The sequence below is a fragment of the Streptomyces sp. MRC013 genome (assembly GCF_023614235.1).
Lineage (GTDB): Bacteria > Actinomycetota > Actinomycetes > Streptomycetales > Streptomycetaceae > Streptomyces.
On record NZ_CP094264.1, the window covers coordinates 3,527,906 to 3,546,926 of the forward strand.

The 19,021-nt window shown below is 75.9% G+C and carries 16 protein-coding genes; 8 read left to right on the forward strand and 8 right to left on the reverse strand.

The window, feature by feature from the left end; genetic code table 11:
* Positions 1-9: 9 nt before the first annotated feature.
* Positions 10-330 carry a DMT family transporter gene (locus LUW75_RS16145; RefSeq protein ID WP_250336241.1) on the forward strand — a complete coding sequence of 107 codons (321 nt, stop codon included), beginning with the start codon at positions 10-12 and terminating at the stop codon, positions 328-330.
* A gap of 132 nt (positions 331-462) precedes the next feature.
* Here LUW75_RS16145 and LUW75_RS16150 read toward each other — a convergent pair whose 3' ends face one another.
* Positions 463-2,694 carry a transglycosylase domain-containing protein gene (locus LUW75_RS16150; protein ID WP_250336242.1) on the reverse strand — a complete coding sequence of 744 codons (2,232 nt, stop codon included), beginning with the start codon at positions 2,692-2,694 and terminating at the stop codon, positions 463-465.
* Between the two features lie 226 nt (positions 2,695-2,920).
* Here LUW75_RS16150 and LUW75_RS16155 point away from each other — a divergent pair, with 226 nt between their 5' ends.
* The 4 genes from LUW75_RS16155 to LUW75_RS16170 all read left to right on the forward strand — a co-directional run bounded on the left by LUW75_RS16155 (position 2,921) and on the right by LUW75_RS16170 (position 7,443).
* Positions 2,921-3,721 carry an ABC transporter permease gene (locus LUW75_RS16155; RefSeq protein WP_250336243.1) on the forward strand — a complete coding sequence of 267 codons (801 nt, stop codon included), beginning with the start codon at positions 2,921-2,923 and terminating at the stop codon, positions 3,719-3,721.
* Between the two features lie 184 nt (positions 3,722-3,905).
* The gene (locus LUW75_RS16160) at positions 3,906-4,721 is read left to right on the forward strand and encodes an ABC transporter permease (RefSeq protein ID WP_349816425.1); all 816 of its coding nucleotides are present in this window, start codon (positions 3,906-3,908) and stop codon (positions 4,719-4,721) included.
* A gap of 3 nt (positions 4,722-4,724) precedes the next feature.
* Positions 4,725-5,723, forward strand: coding sequence for an ABC transporter ATP-binding protein (locus tag LUW75_RS16165; protein WP_250336244.1), 999 nt, complete (start codon positions 4,725-4,727; stop codon positions 5,721-5,723).
* Between the two features lie 412 nt (positions 5,724-6,135).
* Positions 6,136-7,443 carry a DUF445 domain-containing protein gene (locus LUW75_RS16170; RefSeq protein WP_250336245.1) on the forward strand — a complete coding sequence of 436 codons (1,308 nt, stop codon included), beginning with the start codon at positions 6,136-6,138 and terminating at the stop codon, positions 7,441-7,443.
* Between the two features lie 66 nt (positions 7,444-7,509).
* Here LUW75_RS16170 and LUW75_RS16175 read toward each other — a convergent pair whose 3' ends face one another.
* From LUW75_RS16175 to LUW75_RS16185, 3 genes are all read right to left on the reverse strand, one after another.
* Positions 7,510-7,812, reverse strand: coding sequence for a hypothetical protein (locus LUW75_RS16175; RefSeq protein ID WP_250336246.1), 303 nt, complete (start codon positions 7,810-7,812; stop codon positions 7,510-7,512).
* Positions 7,813-8,177: 365 nt separating this feature from the next.
* Entirely contained in the window at positions 8,178-8,693 is a 516-nt protein-coding gene (locus tag LUW75_RS16180) for an excalibur calcium-binding domain-containing protein (RefSeq protein ID WP_250336247.1), read from the reverse strand.
* Between the two features lie 273 nt (positions 8,694-8,966).
* Positions 8,967-9,983: an SEC-C domain-containing protein gene (locus LUW75_RS16185; protein WP_250336248.1), complete on the reverse strand. Its 1,017-nt coding sequence runs from the start codon at positions 9,981-9,983 to the stop codon at positions 8,967-8,969.
* Positions 9,984-10,176: 193 nt separating this feature from the next.
* Between LUW75_RS16185 and LUW75_RS16190 the strand changes: the two genes are divergently transcribed.
* The 3 genes from LUW75_RS16190 (at position 10,177) to LUW75_RS16200 (ending at position 12,702) form a co-directional block, all read left to right on the forward strand.
* Positions 10,177-10,470 carry a DUF6412 domain-containing protein gene (locus LUW75_RS16190; protein ID WP_462933743.1) on the forward strand — a complete coding sequence of 98 codons (294 nt, stop codon included), beginning with the start codon at positions 10,177-10,179 and terminating at the stop codon, positions 10,468-10,470.
* Between the two features lie 226 nt (positions 10,471-10,696).
* Positions 10,697-11,371, forward strand: a complete 675-nt coding sequence (locus LUW75_RS16195) for a YidC/Oxa1 family membrane protein insertase (protein ID WP_250336249.1) — start codon at positions 10,697-10,699, stop codon at positions 11,369-11,371.
* A gap of 191 nt (positions 11,372-11,562) precedes the next feature.
* Positions 11,563-12,702, forward strand: coding sequence for a hypothetical protein (locus LUW75_RS16200; RefSeq protein ID WP_250336250.1), 1,140 nt, complete (start codon positions 11,563-11,565; stop codon positions 12,700-12,702).
* Positions 12,703-13,379: 677 nt separating this feature from the next.
* Here LUW75_RS16200 and LUW75_RS16205 read toward each other — a convergent pair.
* The 4 genes from LUW75_RS16205 to LUW75_RS16220 all read right to left on the reverse strand — a co-directional run bounded on the left by LUW75_RS16205 (position 13,380) and on the right by LUW75_RS16220 (position 18,838).
* Complete coding sequence (locus LUW75_RS16205) at positions 13,380-13,937, reverse strand: helix-turn-helix domain-containing protein (protein WP_250336251.1); 558 nt, start codon at positions 13,935-13,937, stop codon at positions 13,380-13,382.
* Between the two features lie 383 nt (positions 13,938-14,320).
* Complete coding sequence (locus tag LUW75_RS16210) at positions 14,321-16,174, reverse strand: S8 family peptidase (protein ID WP_250336252.1); 1,854 nt, start codon at positions 16,172-16,174, stop codon at positions 14,321-14,323.
* Positions 16,175-16,646: 472 nt separating this feature from the next.
* Complete coding sequence (locus LUW75_RS16215; protein ID WP_250336253.1) at positions 16,647-17,513, reverse strand: thioredoxin family protein; 867 nt, start codon at positions 17,511-17,513, stop codon at positions 16,647-16,649.
* 860 nt (positions 17,514-18,373) lie between these two features.
* Positions 18,374-18,838, reverse strand: a complete 465-nt coding sequence (locus LUW75_RS16220; protein ID WP_250336254.1) for a hypothetical protein — start codon at positions 18,836-18,838, stop codon at positions 18,374-18,376.
* Positions 18,839-19,021 lie beyond the last annotated feature (183 nt).

Genomic DNA, 19,021 nt, shown 5'->3' on the forward strand with positions numbered 1-19,021 from the left:
TGTGGTGCCATGGCCTGGGTCCTGCTCGTCGTCGCCGGTCTGCTGGAGGTCGGCTGGTCGGTGGGGATGAAGTACACCGACGGCTTCACCCGTCTGTGGCCGACGGTCCTGACCTGCCTGGGCATCGTCGCCAGCATGGTCCTGCTGGCCCAGGCCGCCAGGACGCTGCCGATCGGTACGGCGTACGGCGTGTGGGTCGGCATCGGCGCGGCCGGTGCGGCGGTGTTCGGGATGCTCGTCCTCGGCGAGCCCGTCACCGCCGCGCGGATCTTCTTCGTCTGTCTGCTGCTGGTCGCCGTGGTGGGGCTCAAGGTCACGTCGGGCGGGTGAGGTCCCGCGGGTGCGTGCCGGGGCCCCGCCGGCGTGCGGCGGGGCCCCGGGGGCGCCGTGCGGTGGTGCCGTCCTGGGCCCCGGGGTGCCGTTCCGGGGCGCGGTGGCGCCGTGCCGTGGTGCGGCGCGGTGTCATCCCGTGGCGGGGAACCCGTCCGGGGTGGTCGCCCGGCCGGGGGGCGAGGGGTCCCGGGACGGTTGCGGGGGCCGGTCGTCCGTCACCTGGCCGGTGGTGTCCTCGGCGCCCACCTCCTCGGTGAGGTCCTCCGGGTGCCGGTCCTCCTCGACCTCCGCGCCCTCCGGGAGCTGCAGGTCGAAGTCGCGGGGCGGGGTGCCCTCCAGGGCCGTGCCCGTGTAGTGGGCCCACACCTCGGCGGGGGCGCCGCCGCCGTTGACGCGGGCCATGCCCATCGCGCCGTAGAGCGGTTTCTGCGCGCCGGTCCCCGGGTCCTGGCCCATCAGCGCGACCACGGTCGCCAGGTCCGGGGTGTACCCCGCGAACCAGGCGGCCTTGTCGTCCTCGGCGGTGCCGGTCTTCCCGGCGGCCGGGCGGCCCGCCGCCCGCGCCGCGGTGCCGGTGCCGCCTTCGACGACGCCGCGCAGGACGGCCGTCGTCGTGTCGGCGGCCTCGCGGCTCACGGCCTGGCGGGCGCCGGATCCGGCGGCCGGCAGCGGCAGGGGGCGGTCGCCGTCGGGGTCGATCCGTTCGACCTTCTCGACCAGGGTGTACAGGCCCCGCCTGCCGTGGTTGGCGAGCGTGGCGTACGCCTCCGCCATGTCCAGGACGCTCGCCGTGGCGGGGCCGAGGGCGATGGAGGGGGACGCGGTCAGGTCCGGGGTGTCGGCCGGCAGGCCGAGCGAGATCGCCGTCCGCTTCACCTTCTTCGGCCCGACGTCCACGGCGAGCTGTGCGTAGACGGCGTTCACCGACCGGTCGGTGGCGGTGTGGAGGGGGATGCCGCCGTAGGACATGTCGTCCTCGTTGGCGGGGGCGTAGGCCTTGCCGGTCCAGCCCTCGACGGGGCGCTTGTTGGTGCCGTCGTAGACGGTGTTCGGGGTGATCGGCTCGCCGTGCTGGGTGGTGGCGCCGTACGCGACGGCGGAGGCCAGGACGAACGGTTTGAAGGTGGAACCGACCTGGTAGTCGCGGCGGGTCGCGTTGTTGACGTACTGGCGGGTGTAGTCGACGCCGCCGTACAGGGCGACGACCCTGCCGGTGGCGGGTTCGATGGACGCGCCGCCGACCCGGACGTACCGGTCGGCGGGGTTCGCCTCCGGGTCGAGCCGGTCGAGCACCTGCTGCCGCACGGCCTCGTCGAAGGCGTCCATCCGGTCCTTGCGCAGGGTGGTCGTGATGCGGTAGCCGCCGGCCGCGAGCGCCTTCTCGGAGAGGATGCCGTGGCGGGCGAGGAAGGCGTTGACGGCCTGTACGGCGTAGCCGCGCTGGCCGGCCAGGCCGGCGGTGGGGTGGGAGGGGAGGACCTCGGGGAACCGCAGGACGGACCGCTGGGCCGCGGTCAGCCATCCCTCCTGGACCATGGCGTCCAGCACGTAGTTCCACCGGGCCAGGGCGCGGGCGCGGTTGGAGGGGCGTGCGCCCACGTCGTACGCGCTGGGGGCGTTGAGGAGCGAGGCCAGGTAGGCGCTCTCGGCGGTGTCGAGTTCCCGGACGTCCTTGCCGTAGTACGCCTGGGCGGCGGCTTGTGCGCCGTAGGCGTTGCGGCCGTAGTAGCTGGTGTTGAGGTAGCCCTCCAGGATCTCGTCCTTGGGCTTGGCGCGGTCCAGTTTGACCGCGATGAAGAACTCCTTCACCTTGCGGGTCACGGTGCGCTCCTGGCCCAGGTAGTAGTTCTTCACGTACTGCTGGGTGATCGTCGAACCGCCCTGGGTGCCCTTGCCGGTGACGGTGTTCCAGGAGGCGCGGAGCAGCGCCCCGGGGTCGACGCCCGGTTCGGTGTAGAAGTCGCGGTCCTCGGCTGCGAGGACGGCCTGCCGCAGGGGGCGGGGGACGCGGTCGAGGGGGACGCTCTCCCGGTTGACCCGGCCGGCCTGGGCGAGCGGGCTGCCGTCCGCGTACAGGTAGACGTTGGCCTGGGCGGTCGCGGCGGCGTTGGCGGGCGGGATCTCGATCAGGTGGTACCCGGCGAGGAAGCCGCCGCCGAGGAGGAGGGCGGTGAGGAGGAGGCCGCCGAGGACCGTCCGCCGGGTGGGGACGGCCCTGCGCCATCCGGTGCGCCGGGGCCGGGCTTGGGTCCGGGCCTGGGGGCGGGGGCGGTCGCGGCGGGGCGGGCGGGGGGCGGGCTGGACGCTGGGGTCACGGGGCTCCCAGCCCCGGGCTGGGGGCTGCGGCGGGGCGTCGCTCACTGGGTCTCCGGCACGGTTGCGGTCATGGGCGTGATCACTGTCCGAATTGTGATGTTTTATCACTCTTGCACATAGTGCACCGCGCCGAGCCCCGACCCGTGCATCCCGTTCCGGGTCGCCACCGCCGACGCGAAAAGCGGTCGCCCGTCCGGCACCCGACTGGCTAGGCTCGTCGGCTTCGAGGACCCGCCGAACCGGCGGGCGCGGCCGGAGGGGGGACGGTGGCATGGGGCTGTACTGGGCCGTCCTGACCGGCGGTTTCCGCCGCCACGCCACCTACCGGGTGGCCACCGCCGCCGGCGTGTTCACCAACACGGTCTTCGGCTTCGTCCTGGCGTTCACCTACACGGCCCTGTGGGACGAGCGCCCCCGCCTCGGCGGCTACGACGCGGCCGAGGCCCTGACGTACGTCTGGCTGGGCCAGTCCCTGCTCGCCGCCTGCTCCCTGATGGGCGGCGGCGCCGAGGAGGAGCTGATCCAGCGCATCAGGACCGGTGACGTCGCCGTCGACCTCCACCGGCCCGCCGACCTCCAGCTGTGGTGGTTCGCGGCCGACCTGGGGCGCGCCGCCTTCCAGCTGCTCGGCCGGGGGGTCGTCCCGATGGCGGTCGGCGCGCTCGTCTTCGACCTGGCGCTGCCCGAACACCCCCTCACCTGGCTCGCCTTCGCGGTGTCGGTGCTGCTCGGCGTCGCGGTGGGCTTCGCGCTCCGGTACCTGGTCGCGCTCTCCGTGTTCTGGCTGCTCGACGGGGCGGGGGTGGTGCAGGCGGCGTGGCTGTCGGGGGTGTTCTTCTCCGGGATGCTGCTGCCGCTGACCGTCTTCCCCGGCGTGCTCGGCGAGGTCGCCCGGACGCTGCCCTGGGCGTCGGTGCTCCAGGTCCCGGCCGACGTGTTCCTGGAGAAGCGGACCGGCTGGGCGCTGCCGGAGGCGTACGCCTTCCAGACGGGCTGGGCCCTGGTGCTGCTGGCCGCGGGCCGCGCGCTCCAGGCGGTCGCGACGCGGCGGGTGGTGATCCAGGGTGGCTGATGTCCCTCCGCCGGAGCGCCCCGGAGCCGCGGGGCCCGGCGCGCCCTCCCCGGCGGCGCCCGCACGCGCCGCCCCCGGGCCGTCGGCCGGCGGCCTCCCCGCCCCGCGCCCGCACGCGCCGCGCCCCGCCCGCCCGACGGGGAGGGCACCGCGCCACGGGGGCGGGCCGGGCCCCGCCGGGCGCGTGGCGGCGGTCGCGGACGGGCTGCGCGCGTACCGGCTGATCGCCGTCATGTGGATCCGCTCCACGATGGCGTACCGCCTCTCCTTCGCCATGACGCTGCTGACCAACCTGGTGGCGAACTTCTTCGACTTCGTGGTGATCCTGCTGATGTTCGGCCACGTGCGGGGCCTGGGCGGGTTCGCCTTCGGCGAGGTGGCGTTCCTGTACGGGACGACGAGCACCGCCTTCGGACTGGCCGACCTGGCGATGGGCCAGGTGGAGAAGGTCGGGCGGCGCGTGCGGGACGGCACGCTCGACACGTTCCTGGTGCGCCCGGCGCCCGTCCTGGCGCAGGTGGCCGCCGACCGGTTCGCGCTGCGGCGGCTCGGCCGGCTTGCGCAGGGGCTGCTGGTGCTGGTGTGGTCGCTGGCGGTGCTGGAGGGCGTCGAGTGGACGCCGCTGAAGGCGCTGACGGTGCCGCTGACGGTCGTGACGGGCGCCCTGATCTTCGGATCGCTGATGACGGCCGGGGCGGCGTTCCAGTTCTGGGCGCAGGACGCCGCGGAGGTCGCCAACTCCTTCACGTACGGCGGGAACACCCTCCTGCAGTACCCGCCGTCGATCTTCGCCGTCGAACTGGTGCGGGGTGCCGTCTACGTCGTGCCGCTGGCGTTCGTCAACTGGGTGCCCGCCTCGTACGTGCTGGGCCGGGAGGCGCCGGCCGGGCTGCCGCCGTGGGCGGCCTTCGCCTCCCCGGCGGTCGCCGCGGGGTGCGTCGTACTGGCGGGACTGGCGTGGCGCGCGGGGATCCGTTCGTACCGGAGCACGGGGAGCTGACACATGACCACCGGGGAAGCCGACTTCATCGACCTCGACGGCGTCGAGAAGGTCTTCGACGTGCGCCGCCGGGTGGGCCCGCTGCGCCGGGAGAGGCACCGGGTGCGGGCGGTGGACGGGCTGAGCTTCCGCGTGGCGCGCGGGGAGGTGGTCGGCTACATCGGCCCGAACGGCGCCGGGAAGTCCACCACCGTCAAGATGCTCACCGGCATCCTCACCCCGAGCGGCGGCCGGCTGCGCGTCGCCGGCATCGACCCCGCGCGGGAGCGGACCCGCCTGGCCCGCCGCATCGGCGTCGTCTTCGGGCAGCGGACGACGCTCTGGTGGGACCTGCCGCTGCGCGACTCCTACCGGCTGGTGCACCGCATGTACCGCATCCCCGACGCCCGCTTCCGAGAGAACCTCGACCGGTGCGTCGAACTCCTCGACCTGGCGGACCTGCTGGAGGTGCCCGTCCGCCAGCTCTCCCTCGGCCAGCGGATGCGCGGCGACCTCGCGGCGGCGCTGCTCCACGACCCCGACGTGCTCTACCTCGACGAGCCGACGATCGGCCTCGACGTCGTGTCGAAGGCGAAGGTCCGCGGCTTCCTGCGGGACCTCAACGCCGAGCGGGGCACGACGGTCCTGCTCACCACCCACGACCTCACGGACATCGAGCAGCTCTGCGGGCGCGTGATGGTCATCGACTACGGGCGGCTGGTGTACGACGGCACGCCGGCCGGGCTCCACGAGGCGGGCGCGGGCGAGCGGACGCTCGTCGTCGACCTGGAGCGGGAGGCGCCGCCCGTCGAGGTGGCCGGCGCCCGCGTGGTGCGGGTCGAGGGGGCCCGGCAGTGGCTGGCGTTCCCCGCGTCCGCGTCGGCGGCGCCGCTGGTCGCGGAGATCGCCGGGGCGTACCCGCTGGTCGACCTGTCCGTGCGGGAGCCGGACATCGAGGCGGTCATCGCGAAGATGTACGCCGAACGGCGGCCGGCGCGGACCACCCCAGGCGCGGGGTCCTGAAGGGACTCCCCGGCGGCCCCGCGGCACCCCGCCGCCGGGCCGCGCCGCCGGACCCCGCCGACCGCACGGTGCGGCCCGTCCGGCGGGCGCGGGCCGCGAGGGGCCTTCCCGGGGGCCGGGCACTCCGCCGCCGGGCCCGTGCGGTGGGCGCGGCGGCGGGGGCCGGGCGGGGACCGAAAGAGTGAGAAAGCCCGCACGCGCCGGGAAAAGCCGCCGCCCCGGAACTAGCGGCCCGCCCCGGGAGTACCTGGAATAGGACAAGCGGCGGTGCCGGCCCGCGAGCCGAAGGGGCGTGCGGGCGCCGTCGCGGGGCGGGCGCGGAGGTACGGGGCGTTCGGCGCCCGCCCCCGGCGGCGCCCGCTCACGGCGCCCGGAGGCGAGACGGGCCCCAGGGCCGGCGAGGGCGGAGCGAATGACGGGAACGGGCACGAGGTCGGCGCGGACAGCGGGCGCCGGCGGCTTCTCGTACACGGCGGAGGACGCGGAGAAGCACCGCGGGGTACGCCGCATGAAGGCGACGGCGACGGCGCTGCTGCTCCTGGTGGCGGTGGTCTACGCGCTCGCGACCTGGGCGGAGGCCTCCGGTGTGGCCGGCTGGCCCGGCTACGTGGCGGCGGCCGCCGAGGCGGGCATGGTGGGCGCGCTCGCGGACTGGTTCGCCGTCACGGCGCTGTTCCGCCGCCCGATGGGCCTGCCCATCCCGCACACGGCGATCATCCCGACGAAGAAGGACCAGCTGGGCGAGGCGCTGGGCAGGTTCGTCGGGGAGAACTTCCTCTCGGCGGACGTCGTACGGGCCCGGCTGCACGCCCTGGACGTCGCCGGCCGCCTCGGGACCTGGCTGTCCGAGCCCGCACACGCCGGCCGGGTCACGGCGGAGCTGTCCACGGCGCTGCGCGGCGCCCTGACCGTCCTGCGGGACGCCGACGTCCAGGCCGTCGTCGGCGAGGCGATCACCCGCCGTGCGGAGGCGGCGGAGATCGCGCCGGGCATCGGCAAGACCCTCGGCCGCGTCGTCGCCGACGGGGCGCACCGCCGGGCGGTCGACCTGGTCTGCGCCCGCGCCCACGACTGGCTGGTCGTGCACGGCGACTCGGTGATGGACGCCGTGCAGGGCGGCGCCCCGGGATGGACGCCGCGGTTCGTGGACCGGAAGGTCGGGGAGCGGGTCTACAAGGAGCTGCTGCGGTTCGTCACCGAGATGCGCGACATGCCGGGGCACCCGGCGCGGGGCGCGATCGACCGTTTCCTCGGGGACTTCGCGACGGACCTCCAGGCGGACACCGAGACGCGGACGCGCGTGGAGCGCCTGAAGTCGGAGCTGGTGGCGCGGCCGGAGGTGCAGGACGTCATCGCGTCGGCGTGGGGGGCCGTACGCGCGATGATCGTGTCGGCGGCGGAGGACGAGCGGAGCGAGCTGCGGCTGCGGGCACGCGCCTCCCTGCTCTCCCTGGGCGCCCGGCTGACGACGGACGCGCAGCTCCAGCGGAAGGTCGAGGGCTGGCTGGAGGACGCGGCGGCGTACGTGGTGACGACCTACCGGGGGGAGATCACCTCGCTGATCACCGACACGGTGGCGAGCTGGGACGCCGACCAGACCTCCCGCAAGATCGAGGCGCACATCGGCCGCGACCTGCAGTTCATCCGCATCAACGGCACGGTGGTGGGCGCACTGGCGGGCCTGCTGATCCACACGGTCTCCCACGCCCTGGGCGGATGACCGGACGCCCGCCCGGCACCCGCGGGGAGGCGCCCGCCGGTACGCGGGCGCCCGGACCGGCGGGGGTCAGCCGGCGCGCCGGGTGACCGCCCAGGAGGCCAGGGCCATCCCGCCGGCGACGGAGAACACCGCCGGCCAGGCTCCGATCCTCTTCGCCAGCGGGTGCGACCCGGCGAACGCCGCGACGTACGCGGCACTCAGCCCGGCCGCCGCGGCGTTGCCGCCGCGCCGACGCCACTCCCGCGCGGCCACCGCCCCCGCGGCGGCCAGCGCCACCCCGCCGAGCGGCCGCTTCTTCGTCCACCGGGCGACCCCGTACCCGCCGACGAGCCCGCCCGCGGCGACGACCGACACCGGAACCCTGGCCATACGACAACCCTCCTGCCACATCGACGACCCCCCGAGGCTAACCCGCCCTTCCCGCGCCCCGGCCCGCCCCCGCCGCCGGGCCCGAGCCCCGATCGCCCCGCGCCCCGGGTCCGGGCCCCGAACCTTCGCCGTCGGGTCCGGGCCACCGCGCCCCTGTCGCCCCGGCCCGGGGACGGCTGCCCTCCGCGGCCCGCGGACGGCGGCGCCCGGCCGGGGCGGGGCGCGGTGAGGCGGCGGGACGGTGGGGACGCGGGGAACGGCGGTGCGGCGGTGCGGCGGTGCGAGGGGGGGAGGGGGCGGTGGCGGCCGTGGACGCGGGGGCGCGGTGGTGCGGGGTGGTGCGCGGTGGGACGCCCCCGTGGAGGTCAGCCCTCGCAGCCGACGCCGTCGCCGTCGCGGTCGAGGTGGCGGCCGTAGCCCGGGTCGCCGCGGTGGACCGGGGCGGCGCCGGCGGCGCGGGCCGCGGAGCAGTTGCCGTAGTAGGCGTCGCCATCGGACGCGCCGTCGCCCGACCCGCCGTACCCGTCGCCCGACCCGCCGCCGTCGGCCTCGCGGGCGACCGTGGCCGTCGCCGTGACGGTCGCCGTCGCGGTCACCGTCTCGGTGGCGGTGACCGTGGCCGCCGGGGCCGGTTCGGCGGACGGGGACGCGGTGAGGGTGGCCGTGGCGGTGGCCGTGGCGGTCACCGTGACGGCCGGGGACGCTCCAGCCGCCGCCCCACCGCCCGCGTCGCCCGCGTCGCCGGTCGCGCCGCAGCCGGCGCCGATCAGCAGCAGGAGCAGACCGCCGCCCCACACGCGCTTCATGCGGCGCAGCGGCCGCTGCGTCCCCGGGACCGGGGGCGGGGACGGGACGGGGGGCTGGTGGTACGGATTGCTCATGGACACAGGTCTCCCTCGCGCACACAGGACCGGGACGTGTGGGGGGAGGGTCGGGCCGGCCGACGGTGGTTCAGGATGAAACTACCGCGGACGGGTGGAACGTGAGGGGTGAACGGCCGCACTCGTGTCCGACGCCCGCGCCGTGCCCCCGGCCCTACGCCGTGCCCCCGGCCCTACGCCGTGCCCCCGGCCCTACGCCGTGCCCCCGGCCCTGCAACAGCACCCGGGGCCTTACGGCCGTGCCCCCGGCCCTTGTCACTGCGTTCCCCGGTCCTACAGCCGCATCCCGCCGTGGCAGTCGGCGTACGGGGTGTCCGAGCCGCACCAGCAGGGGGAGGTGCGCGGCGGGGGCCAGGGCAGGGCACGGCCCCGGGCGGCGAGGACCGTCGCGTACTGGGGGAGGAGCGCCGCGTGGGACGGGGAGGCGCCCTCGGACGCGGCGAACGCCTCGTACGACGGGACCGTGCCCCGCACGACGCCCAGGTTCGGGGTGCCCGCCGCGGCCAGTTCGCGCAGCGACGCCTCCAGGTCCGTCAGGTGCGCCTCGTGCGTCGGGTACTCGGCCTCCAGCTCCGGGTAGGCCGCCAGAAGCTCGGCCAGCTCCTCGCGCGGCCACAGCAGCACGGCGACCGGGAAGGGGCGGGACAGGGCCGAGCGGTACGAGCCGAGCTCGCTGCGCAGCCGGATGATCTCCGCCCGGAGCTCCGCCGGGTCCGACGACCCCAGCGCCCAGGTCCGCTTCGGGTCGTGCAGCTCGTCCAGCGGGACCGCGCCCGTGTGCAGCCGGTCCGCCAGGACGTCCCAGTCGTCGTGCTCCCGCCCCAGCAGGCGCCGCACCCGGTGGCGGGAGGTGAGCAGCGACTGCGCCGCGTACGGCACCTCCTGCTCGTGCGGCAGCGGCACCAGCGCCCGCGCCGCCGCCGTGAACGTCTCCTCCGACGCCTCCAGCTCGTCGTGGGCCTCCAGCGCCTCCCCGGCGATCTCCCACGCCGCCGCGTCCGTCGGCGTCGTCGCCCGCAGGCCGTCGATGATGGCGCGGGCCTCCGCCTCGTGGCTGTACTCCCACAGGTTCGCCGCCTTCAGCGCCCGCACCAGGTGGGGGTCGTCCGGCCCGGGGGGCGTGGACAGCAGCGTGTCGTACAGCGTCGTCGCGCGGGCGCGGTCACCGGCCAGCTCCAGGTGCGCGGCCGCCCGCAGGAACAGCGGCTCGCGGTCCCCGGGGTACTGCTCCGCGGCGCGCAGCAGGCGCTCGGCTTCGTTGGTGTGGTCAGCAGGCGTGTCGAGGCGCATGGTCACCACCGTACTGCCGTGCGCCCCGCCCCCAGAGGGGGCGTGGGCGGACCGGCCGGGCACGCGGCGGGACACCCGCCCGGCCGGCGGGGAGGGCCCCGCGCACGTCCGGCCCGCCGGGCACCGGGGCGCCCGCCGGGTGAACTCCTGTACGGTGACGGGGAGAACAGCCGTCCGGAGAGGGGGAGGCCGCGTGTACGGGACGTTCCTGCGCCTGCTGCTGCCGCTCCTCCTCGCCGTCGCCCTTCTGACGGACGGGCCCTCCCTCCCCGCCGTGGCGCTCGCCGCCGCCGCACTCGTCGCCTGCGCCGTCGTCGGCGCCCGCGCCGTCCCGTCCGTGCCGCCCACGCGGGTGCGCACCGCCCTGCGCGACCGGGACCGGCGCACCGCGTTCCTGCCGCAGCGCGACCCCGACGCCTCGGGGCGCCGCCGTCCCAGGGCGCCCGGACGCCGTCTCCCGGCGGCGGTCGCGGCCACGACCCGCTGACCCACCGGGCTTCACCGGCCCCGTCGAGGGTTCACCGGCCCATCGGGCTTCACCGGGATCCCGCGCGTGCTGAGGCGCTGGTCCGTCGGTCCGTCGGTCCGTCGGTCCGTCGACTGCGGGCGGGTGTTCCCCGCGCGCCCCGGGCCGCCCGCTCCGCCGCCACGCCGTGCGTTCCCCACTCCGGCCCGGCCGTCGGTACGACGGCACGACGACTCAGAGGTCTCCCTTGTCCGCCTTCGTGGATTTCCTGCTGTGGTTCTCCGGTTTCGTCCCGGCTCCCGCCGCGATCGTCCTGCTCACCGTTCTCGTACGCGCCGCCCTCCTCCCGCTCGCCGTCGCCGCCGCGCGCGGCCAGCGGGCCCGCGCCCGGCTCGCGCCGCAGGTCGCGGCGGTGCGGAAGAAGTACGCCCGCGATCCGGACCGCCTCCAGCGGGCCGTGCTCGACCTGTACGCGCGCGAGCGGGTGTCGCCGCTCGCCGGGTGCCTGCCGGGCCTCCTCCAGGTGCCGGTCTTCTTCCTGCTGTACCACCTGTTCTCCCGTGACGAGCTGTCCGGCCACGCGCTGCTCGGGGCGTCGCTGGACGGCCGGTGGACCGACGCCCTCGCCCAGGGCGGTCCCCTCGGGTCGGCCGGACTGGTGTACCTGGCGCTGTTCGCCCTGGTCGCCGCCGTCGCCGCGTACACCTACCGCGCCACCCGGGCGCAGACGGCCGCGCTGGGGGCGGAAGCGGCCGCGCCCGGCATGGGGGCGCTGCTCAGGGTGATGCCGCTGATGCCGTTCGCCACTCTCCTGACCGTCGCCGTCGTCCCGCTGGCGGCCGCGCTGTACGTGGTGACCAGCACGACCTGGAGCGCGGCCGAACGGGCCGTACTGCACCGGCCGGAGCGGCCCGGCGCGTGAGCGTCGGCCGGGCGGACGGCGGTGCGGGGAACCGGCCGGTCCCGGCCCGTGCTCCGGCGTCCGGCCCGGGTCCCCGGCCCGGCCGGGTGCTGGGCCGATCGGGCGCATCGTGCCGTACGGGCGGAGAAGGGCCCCGCGCCGGTGGAAGACCTTCGGGGACGACCGGCCGGCGAGCAGCGGAGGCAGTCCCCATGCGCGTACGTACCTCCCCGGCCGTCGCGGCGGCGCTGGCCGCCCTCGCGATCCCGTCGCTCCCGGCCCCGGCCCCGAGGCCCGCCGCGCAGGGCGTGTACGCCGGGAGGACCACGTACGCCGCGCACGCCGGGAGCACCGCCCACGCCGCATACGCCGCTGGGACCGAGCACACCGGTGGCACCGGGCACCTCGGCGGTGCCCGGCACGCCGGCGGCACCGCGTCCACCGGACCGCGTGCCGGTGCGACGGTCGACGGCCGCGAACCGAGCTGCGGCGACCCGGAGGCCGCGGCCTTCCCGATCCGCACCCGCATCGCCGGCGGACCGGCGGTGTACGAGGCGGGCGCGGCACCCCGCACCTGGTACGTCGAGCTGACGAACACCACCCGGCGGCCGTGCCGCAACATCCACCCGGTGATCGTCCTCACCGACGCCTCGGGCCGGCTCGCGCCGGCCTCGGTCCGCATGGCGTTCTCCACCGCACCGGGCGGACCCCCGCGCGCGGTACGGGCCGAGCACACCGACCACCGCGAGGTCGTCGGCGTCCTCGACGACGACACCGACCGCGCCTTCGGCGGCTTCACGGTCCCGCCGTCCGGCACGGTCCGCGTCCCGGTGCACCTCGCCTTCGCGTCCGGCACCCGCCCGGACGAGGTGACGGCCGCCGCGGCGGTGGTGCAGCGCAGGGGCGGCGACGGCGACTGGGTCGGCACGTCCCCGCCGTACCGCTTCGCCCTCACCGCCCCGGCCGCCGGCACCGGGCCCGGCACCCCGCCTCCCCCGGCCGCCTCCCCCGGGAACTGGCCGGTACGGGCCACCGCGCGGCGCCGGGCCTCCTCCCCCTCGCGGCGGTGTCGGCCGGCTGCCTCGTCCTCGGCGCCCTCTCCCTCCGTCTGGCGCGGAGGCGCGCCCGCGCGCACCCGCCCCGTCGCTGACGGGGGTTCGGGGCGTACCGGGCCGACGGGGCCCCCACCGCGCCCGGAACGGTCCGCCGCGCCGCGGCGGACCGGGCTCACCCCGCCGGCGGGTGGGCGGGGTGGGGCCAGCGCGCCGCGATGCGGCTGCGGAGCCCGCGCAACTCGTGGCAGACGGTCGTCAGCGGAGTGGCCATCGCCTCCGCCAGTACGGAGGAGGTGATGGCGAGGGCGTCGTCGGGCTGCCCGGCGCAGGCGTGGCAGTCGGCCCGCCGCAGTGAGAGGAGTACGGCCGACGGCCGCTGACCGGCGGGCACCAGCCGTATGGAGTACTCGGTGGCGCTCAGCGCGGCACGCGCGAGCCCGCGGTCCGCCGCGCAGACGGCGATGTCCCGCAGCGCCCCGCCGATGCCCGCCTCGACCAGGGCGCGGCCCCGCTCACCCGAGATCCACTCCGGTCCGTCCCCGTCGTCCGGGCCGCGCTCGTCCAGGAGGGCCCGCGCCCGGGCGACGTTGCGGGTGGTCTCCCCCAGGTCGCCGAGGGCGGCGTGACCGCGCGCGAGGTTCAGGTGGCCCAGCGCGCGGACCCAGACGCGGTCGCGGGCGGTCGCGAGGAGGGCCTCGGCGTACTCCACGGCACTGGCGCCGTCGTGCTCCATGCGGGCGAGGAGGTTCATGTCGCTGAGCAGGGCGGCCCGCTGGCCCACGTCCTCACCGTCCGCCGCCCACCGCAGCCCCCGGGTGAACAGCGCCATCGCGGCTCCGTGCTGTCCCCGGAGCATGCGCAGCTGCCCCGCGAGGGAGGCGTACGAGGCGGCCAGACGGTGCAGCGCCGTCCGGTACGGGCCCTCCGCCGACGCCAGCGCCCGCACGATCGGCCGGAGCACCGCCTCGACGGCGTCACCGCGGGGGAGGCCCTGCTCCGTGGCGGTGTGCAGGCGTACCGCCAGGTGGCCCGCCAGCACATGGACGGCGTCCGGCGCGGTGTGCCGGGCCGGATCCGACACGAAGGCGCGGTGGATCTCGGCGGCCCGTTCGGTCGGGGGGGACGGCGCAGTGGGCGGAGGGGTGCAGCGGGCAGTCGACGCCGTGGTGGGGCAACCGTACGGGCCAGGGGGCGTGGTCCGGTACGACCTGCGGGCCCTCACCGCCGCGGGAGGGGCCGGGCAGGCCGGGCAGCGGTTCCTCCCGCGGCGGCGTGCGGGACCGTCCGCCGTCGGCACCGGCCCAGTACCGGGCCAGCTCGCCGCCGGTGTCCAGGACGTGGTCGATGCGGCGGACCACGGCGAGGGAGGGCTTGCGGGCACCGGCCTCCCAGCGGCTCACCACACTGTGGTGGTAGCCGAGTTCCGCCGCGAGCCGGGCCTGGGACCAGCCGGACTGCCGCCGCAGACGGCGGAGCGAGGCCGCCAGCGGGGTCGCCGCCGGATCGGTCCCGTCCGTGACGGTAGCGGTCACCGTTCACTCCTGCAGGGTGGGGGTGGAGCGGGGTCGCACGAGTGTGGCCCGGATGGCGCCCGGACACAACGCTCCCCGCCCCGGGGCTCCGGAGGCCCGGAGGCCCGGAAGCCCGAGGCCCCGGAGCCCAGGGGGTCCGGAGCGCCGAGCCCCGGAGGTCCGGAGCCCAGGAAGCCCGAGGCCCCGGAGGCCAGGAGGGCCGAAGCCCCCGAGCCCCCGAGCCCCCGAGCCCCGACGGCCCGGAGGCCCGAGGACCCGGAGCGCCGAGCCCCGACGGCCCCCGATTCCCGACGGCCCCCGAGCGCCGGCCGTCCGGCCCCCGCGCGGCACCGGCCGGGCGGGGGCGGGGGCGGTTCGCGCTCGACGGCCCGTGGCGGGGACCGTCAGGGCCTGACGTACCCGAAGGTGTAGGCGCCGCTGCCGCTGACGGCGTGGACGCGGTAGCGGTAATAGCCGGAGGTGCCGGCGTAGGTGAGCTTCTCGTCCGCTCCGGAGGCGACGGACTGCGCGACGGTGGCCCAGCCCTGGCTCCCCCACTTCTGCAGGTACAGGTCGTAGTTGGCGGCGTCCGGGCCGTCGAGGCAGCCCTCGTGCCGGGCGCTCACGGCGCTGTGGTAGAAGCCGCCCTCGGGCTGGTAGGCGCTGCCGCCCGTGGCGAGGGCGCCCCTCCTCACGTACGGGTACTTGTCGCAGCCGCCGGCGGGGGCGGTGACGGTGAGGGAGAAGGACGCGGTGCGGGCGACCCCCTCGCCGGTGCCGGTGACGGTGACGGTGTGGACACCGGCCGGGACGGTGGCGTCGGTCGCCACGGTCAGCGCGGCCGACTCACCGCTGGTCACCGTGTCCACGTCGAAGGCGGCCTTCGCACCCGTGGGCAGACCGGCGACGGACAGCGCCACCTGCTGCGGGGCACCGGACACGGTGGACGTCCCGACCGTGAGGGTGGTCTTGGCGCCCGGCTCCAGGGAGACGTTCGACGGGTCCACGGTCACCGAGAAGTCGTCCTCGACGGGGCCGCTCCTCACCAGGTGGAGCAGTTTGTTGGGCGAGCCGGTGCCGGGGTTGGCGACCACGCCGGCGGTGGCGTCGGCGACCATGGCGTCCCGCACCTGCCGCGGCATGTACGAGGGGTGGGCCGCCGTCACCACCGCGGCGAGCCCGGCGGCGTGGGGCGCGGCCATGGAGGTGCCGCTGATCCTGGTCGTGGCGGTGTCACCGGTGTGCCAGGCGGAGGTGATGCCGACTCCGGGCGCGAACAGGTCCAGGCAGGTGCCGTGGTTGGAGAAGGAGGCACGCCGGTCGGCTTCGTCGGTGGCCCCGATCGTGATGGCCTCCGGCGTGCTCGCCGGAGAGGTCCGGCAGGCGTCCGCGTTGTCGTTGCCCGCCGCGACCACGAACGTCACGCCGTCGCCGATGGCGGCGGCGACCGCGTCGTTGACCGACTGCATCGTGCCGCCGCCGATGCTCATGTTGGCCACGGCCGGCTCCCCGGGGTCGTGGTCCGCGGTCACCCACTCGATCCCGGCGATCACGTCGCTCCAGGCGCCCCGCCCGCCGCAGTCCATGATCCGTACCGGTACGACGGTGGCGCCCTTGGCGATGCCGTAGGAGGTGCCGGCCGCCGTCCCGGCCACGTGGGTGCCGTGGCCGTTGCAGTCGCCGGGGTCGTCGTCGTTGTCGACGATGTCCCGTCCGCCGACGACCCTGCCGCCGAAGTCCGTGTGGGTCGCCCGGACACCGGTGTCCAGGATGTACACCCGCACGCCGGCGGCCGTGTTGGGGTAGGTGTAGGAGTCGTCCAGCGGCAGCGCGCGCTGGTCGACCCGGTCCAGTCCCCACGAGGGCGTCGGCGTCTGCGTGCCCACCGTGCGCACCGTGCGGTCCTGCTCCACGTACGAGACCGCCGGATCGGCGGCCAGGCGCCGGGCCGCCTCGCGCGACATCCGCACGCCGAAGCCGTGCAGCGCGTCCTGGTAGGTGCGGGTCACCGTCCCGCCGTAGGCGTCGGCCAGTCTCATGGCGCGGGCGCCGACGCCCGACGAGGTGACGGCGCTTTCACGCAGGACGACGATGTACGCCCCGTCGATCGCGCCCGGTCCGCCGTCGCCGAGTATCGCGCCGGTCCGCGGCGCCGGCTCCGCGGCGGGTGCCGCGCCGGCCGGCGCCTGGGTCAGCGCCAGTGCGGCGGCGGCCACGGTCACGACGGTGCGCCACCGGAATCCTAAAGTCATGCTCATGACAAATCGTGATCCTTCCATGCCCTGTGTCTCGTACGGCTCCCGGTGCGGACACGCGGGGCGCGGCCCCTGAAGCCGGGCCCGGCCGACGTTGTGCGGAACCGTCGCACCCGGGAGGCCGACTGGCAACCGGTGGGGCGGGCACCGCAAAGACCGGCAACCCTCGCCGTCGAGCGTCACGTCGGGTGACGGATCGGGGAGTCGTGCGCACCGTGCGTCACCGTTCTGCGGGGGCATCGGCAAATCCCGGCAAGCCCGCGGGGGCGACGGACGACCGGCGCGGCCGACGGAGACAGCCGGAACCGCGACCGGCCGGCCCGCGGGCGGCTCCCGGGGACGCCGGAACGGTCCGGGCCGCCCCGGCCCCGGCCCGGGGCGGCGGCTTCGCGGCGCCGCCCGCGGGCCGGAACGAAGGCACCCGCCCCCGCACGGCGGCGGGGGGCGGGTGACCGACGGTGCGGTGGTCGCGCGGTCAGCCGGCGGCCAGCACGGAGTCGACCCAGTCGCGGTAGGTCTGCGGCTGCCCGTTGTAGGCCAGGCGGCGGGCGATCTCCTTGCCGTCCACCAGGGCTATCAGCGTCGGGTAGCCCTTGATGAGGAAGCGCTTGTTCAGCGCGGGATAGGCGTCGCCGTTGACCTGCCCGAGCAGCCAGGCCCCGTCGTCGTCCCGGGCGAACTGCTGCATGTGCGGCCTCAGCTCCTTGCACGCGCTGCACCAGGGGGCGCCGAACTGCAGGATCACGGGCTTCTCGTGGGACTTCCGCACCACCTCGTCGATGTTCTCCGTGGTGACGGTGACCTCGATGTCGGGGTCGGGCGGGTTGACCGGCGGGTAGTCGCCGTTCTTGACGTCCTGGGTCCAGTACCAGAGCTTCACCCAGTCGGCGGAGGTGTCGTTGTAGCCCACGAACCTGGGCACCACGCCACTCTGGTCCTTGCCGTTGCGCAGCACCACCAGGGTGGGGAGCGTCGTGACGTCGAACCTGGCGTGCAGCTCCGGGAAGACCGCCCGGTCGACGCTGCCCACCATCCAGGCCCCGTTGGCGCGCTGCACCAGGTTGTGCAGGTCCTCGGCGAGCTTCTCGCAGCCCGTGCACATCTCGCTGCCGAAGTCGAGCACCACCGGCTTCTCGAACGAGTACCGGACGATCTGCTCCCAGTTCTCCGGGGTGACGTCCGTCTCCACCGGGGTCTCGACGACGCGTGCCGCCGTGCCCGCTTCCCGGGGGGCCGCCGTCGCGGGCGCGGCGGACAGGCCCGCGCCGGCCAGCAGCACCGCGGCGGCGGCCACCCCGGTCAGGGACGTCCGCGCCAGGCGGAAAAGAGCGCGTAATTGCATCAGAATGCCCTTTCGGTCATGTCGAAGTGCTTCTGTGATCGGTGATGCGGTGATGGTTTCGTCCCGAGCGCGTTTCTCGGAAAGCGCCGCTGAGGCTGGCGTCCGCTCGGTGACGGCAGGGAATGCCGGCTGTGCGAAGGGGCACAGCGCTGTCGCTGGTATCGGAGAGTAAGGCGCGGTCACGGTCTCGGGTAATGCCGCAGCGGTATGCCCGGGCGGCATACCGGACCTGCGGCGCTCCGCCGGAGGAACCCCCCTGTGACCTGCCGTACGAGCGGCACGCCGCCGCCTCCCGCCCCTCGGGGCAGGTCGGCGCGGAGGGGCGGGAAGGCCGGACGGCCGGGATGCGCGACCTTTGCGAAATCCTTCCGCCGGCGTGTTGTGAAATCCCGCCGCTCCCGGGGAGGAGAGGGGATCCGGTAATACCGGAACCGTGACCACATGACGGGCCGAATGTGTTTGCGGTCGAAAAGCAGGGTCGGTGTCCTGGTTCCGCTGCCGCGGTGGGCGCCGACGCCGACGCCGACGCCGACTCTGACGGCCCCGGCGTCCGGTACGGCCCCGTCACCCCGGCATCCCGGCGTCCGGTACGGCCCCGTCACCCCGGCGCCCGGTAGGACCCCGGCATCCCGGCCCCACCACCCCGGCGCTGACGCCCGGATGCCGACGGGGCGGTCAACCGGCGGGGCGGGACGGGTCGGGCCGAGGCGAGCCGGGTCGGGCGCTCGGGCCCGACAGCCGGTCGGCGGGGGGCGCGGCCGTGGAGTCACCGGCGTCGCCCGACGCCGCCACCGGCTCGCCGGTCGACCGGAGACGACGCCGGTCGACCGGCATGCCGCGGATCGTCCACGGCGCCACGCTCAGTCGAAGCGGACGCAGACCGACACGGGCAGCTTGGGCGACCAGGTGCCGGTGGCCGCGTCGTAGCCGCGGGCGTATCCGTTCTTGCCGGGCGGGCAGTGGTAGGGAATGTGGGTCTCGACGTGGAACGTACCGCCGGGATTGCGCTGTCCGAGCCGCGCGACCACCCACTTGCCGTAGTGCGTGGCGCCTGAATTCAGCTTGACCACCACGTAGACCCGGCCGCCTACGGTGAAATTCCCGCCACCCAGTGAGAGGTGGTTGTTGTATCCGTAGCTGAACACGTATGGCTGTGCCCCCCTCGGCTGCTGCGCCGGGGCCGCGGCCGCCTCGGCGGCCTTGGTCGGCGTCGCCGGCCCGGCCAGGGCCGGCGGTGCCAGCGTGACGCCGACCAGGGCCGCGCCGGCGACGCCGACCGTGATCCGACGCGAATGACGAGAGAGGGAGGGGAAGGGCGTACGCATGACTGTTCCTCGGTGAAACGTGGAGGTGACGGCACCGACCGGTTCACAGCACCCGCCGGCACGGGACGTTCGGGGCGGGGCCGACGGAGCTCGGGCGCTCAGGCCCGACAGCCGGTCGGCGAGGGGCGCGGCAGAATGCGCGTCAACGGGGCTGGCGGATCGACCACATCGACGTCGAGGGCA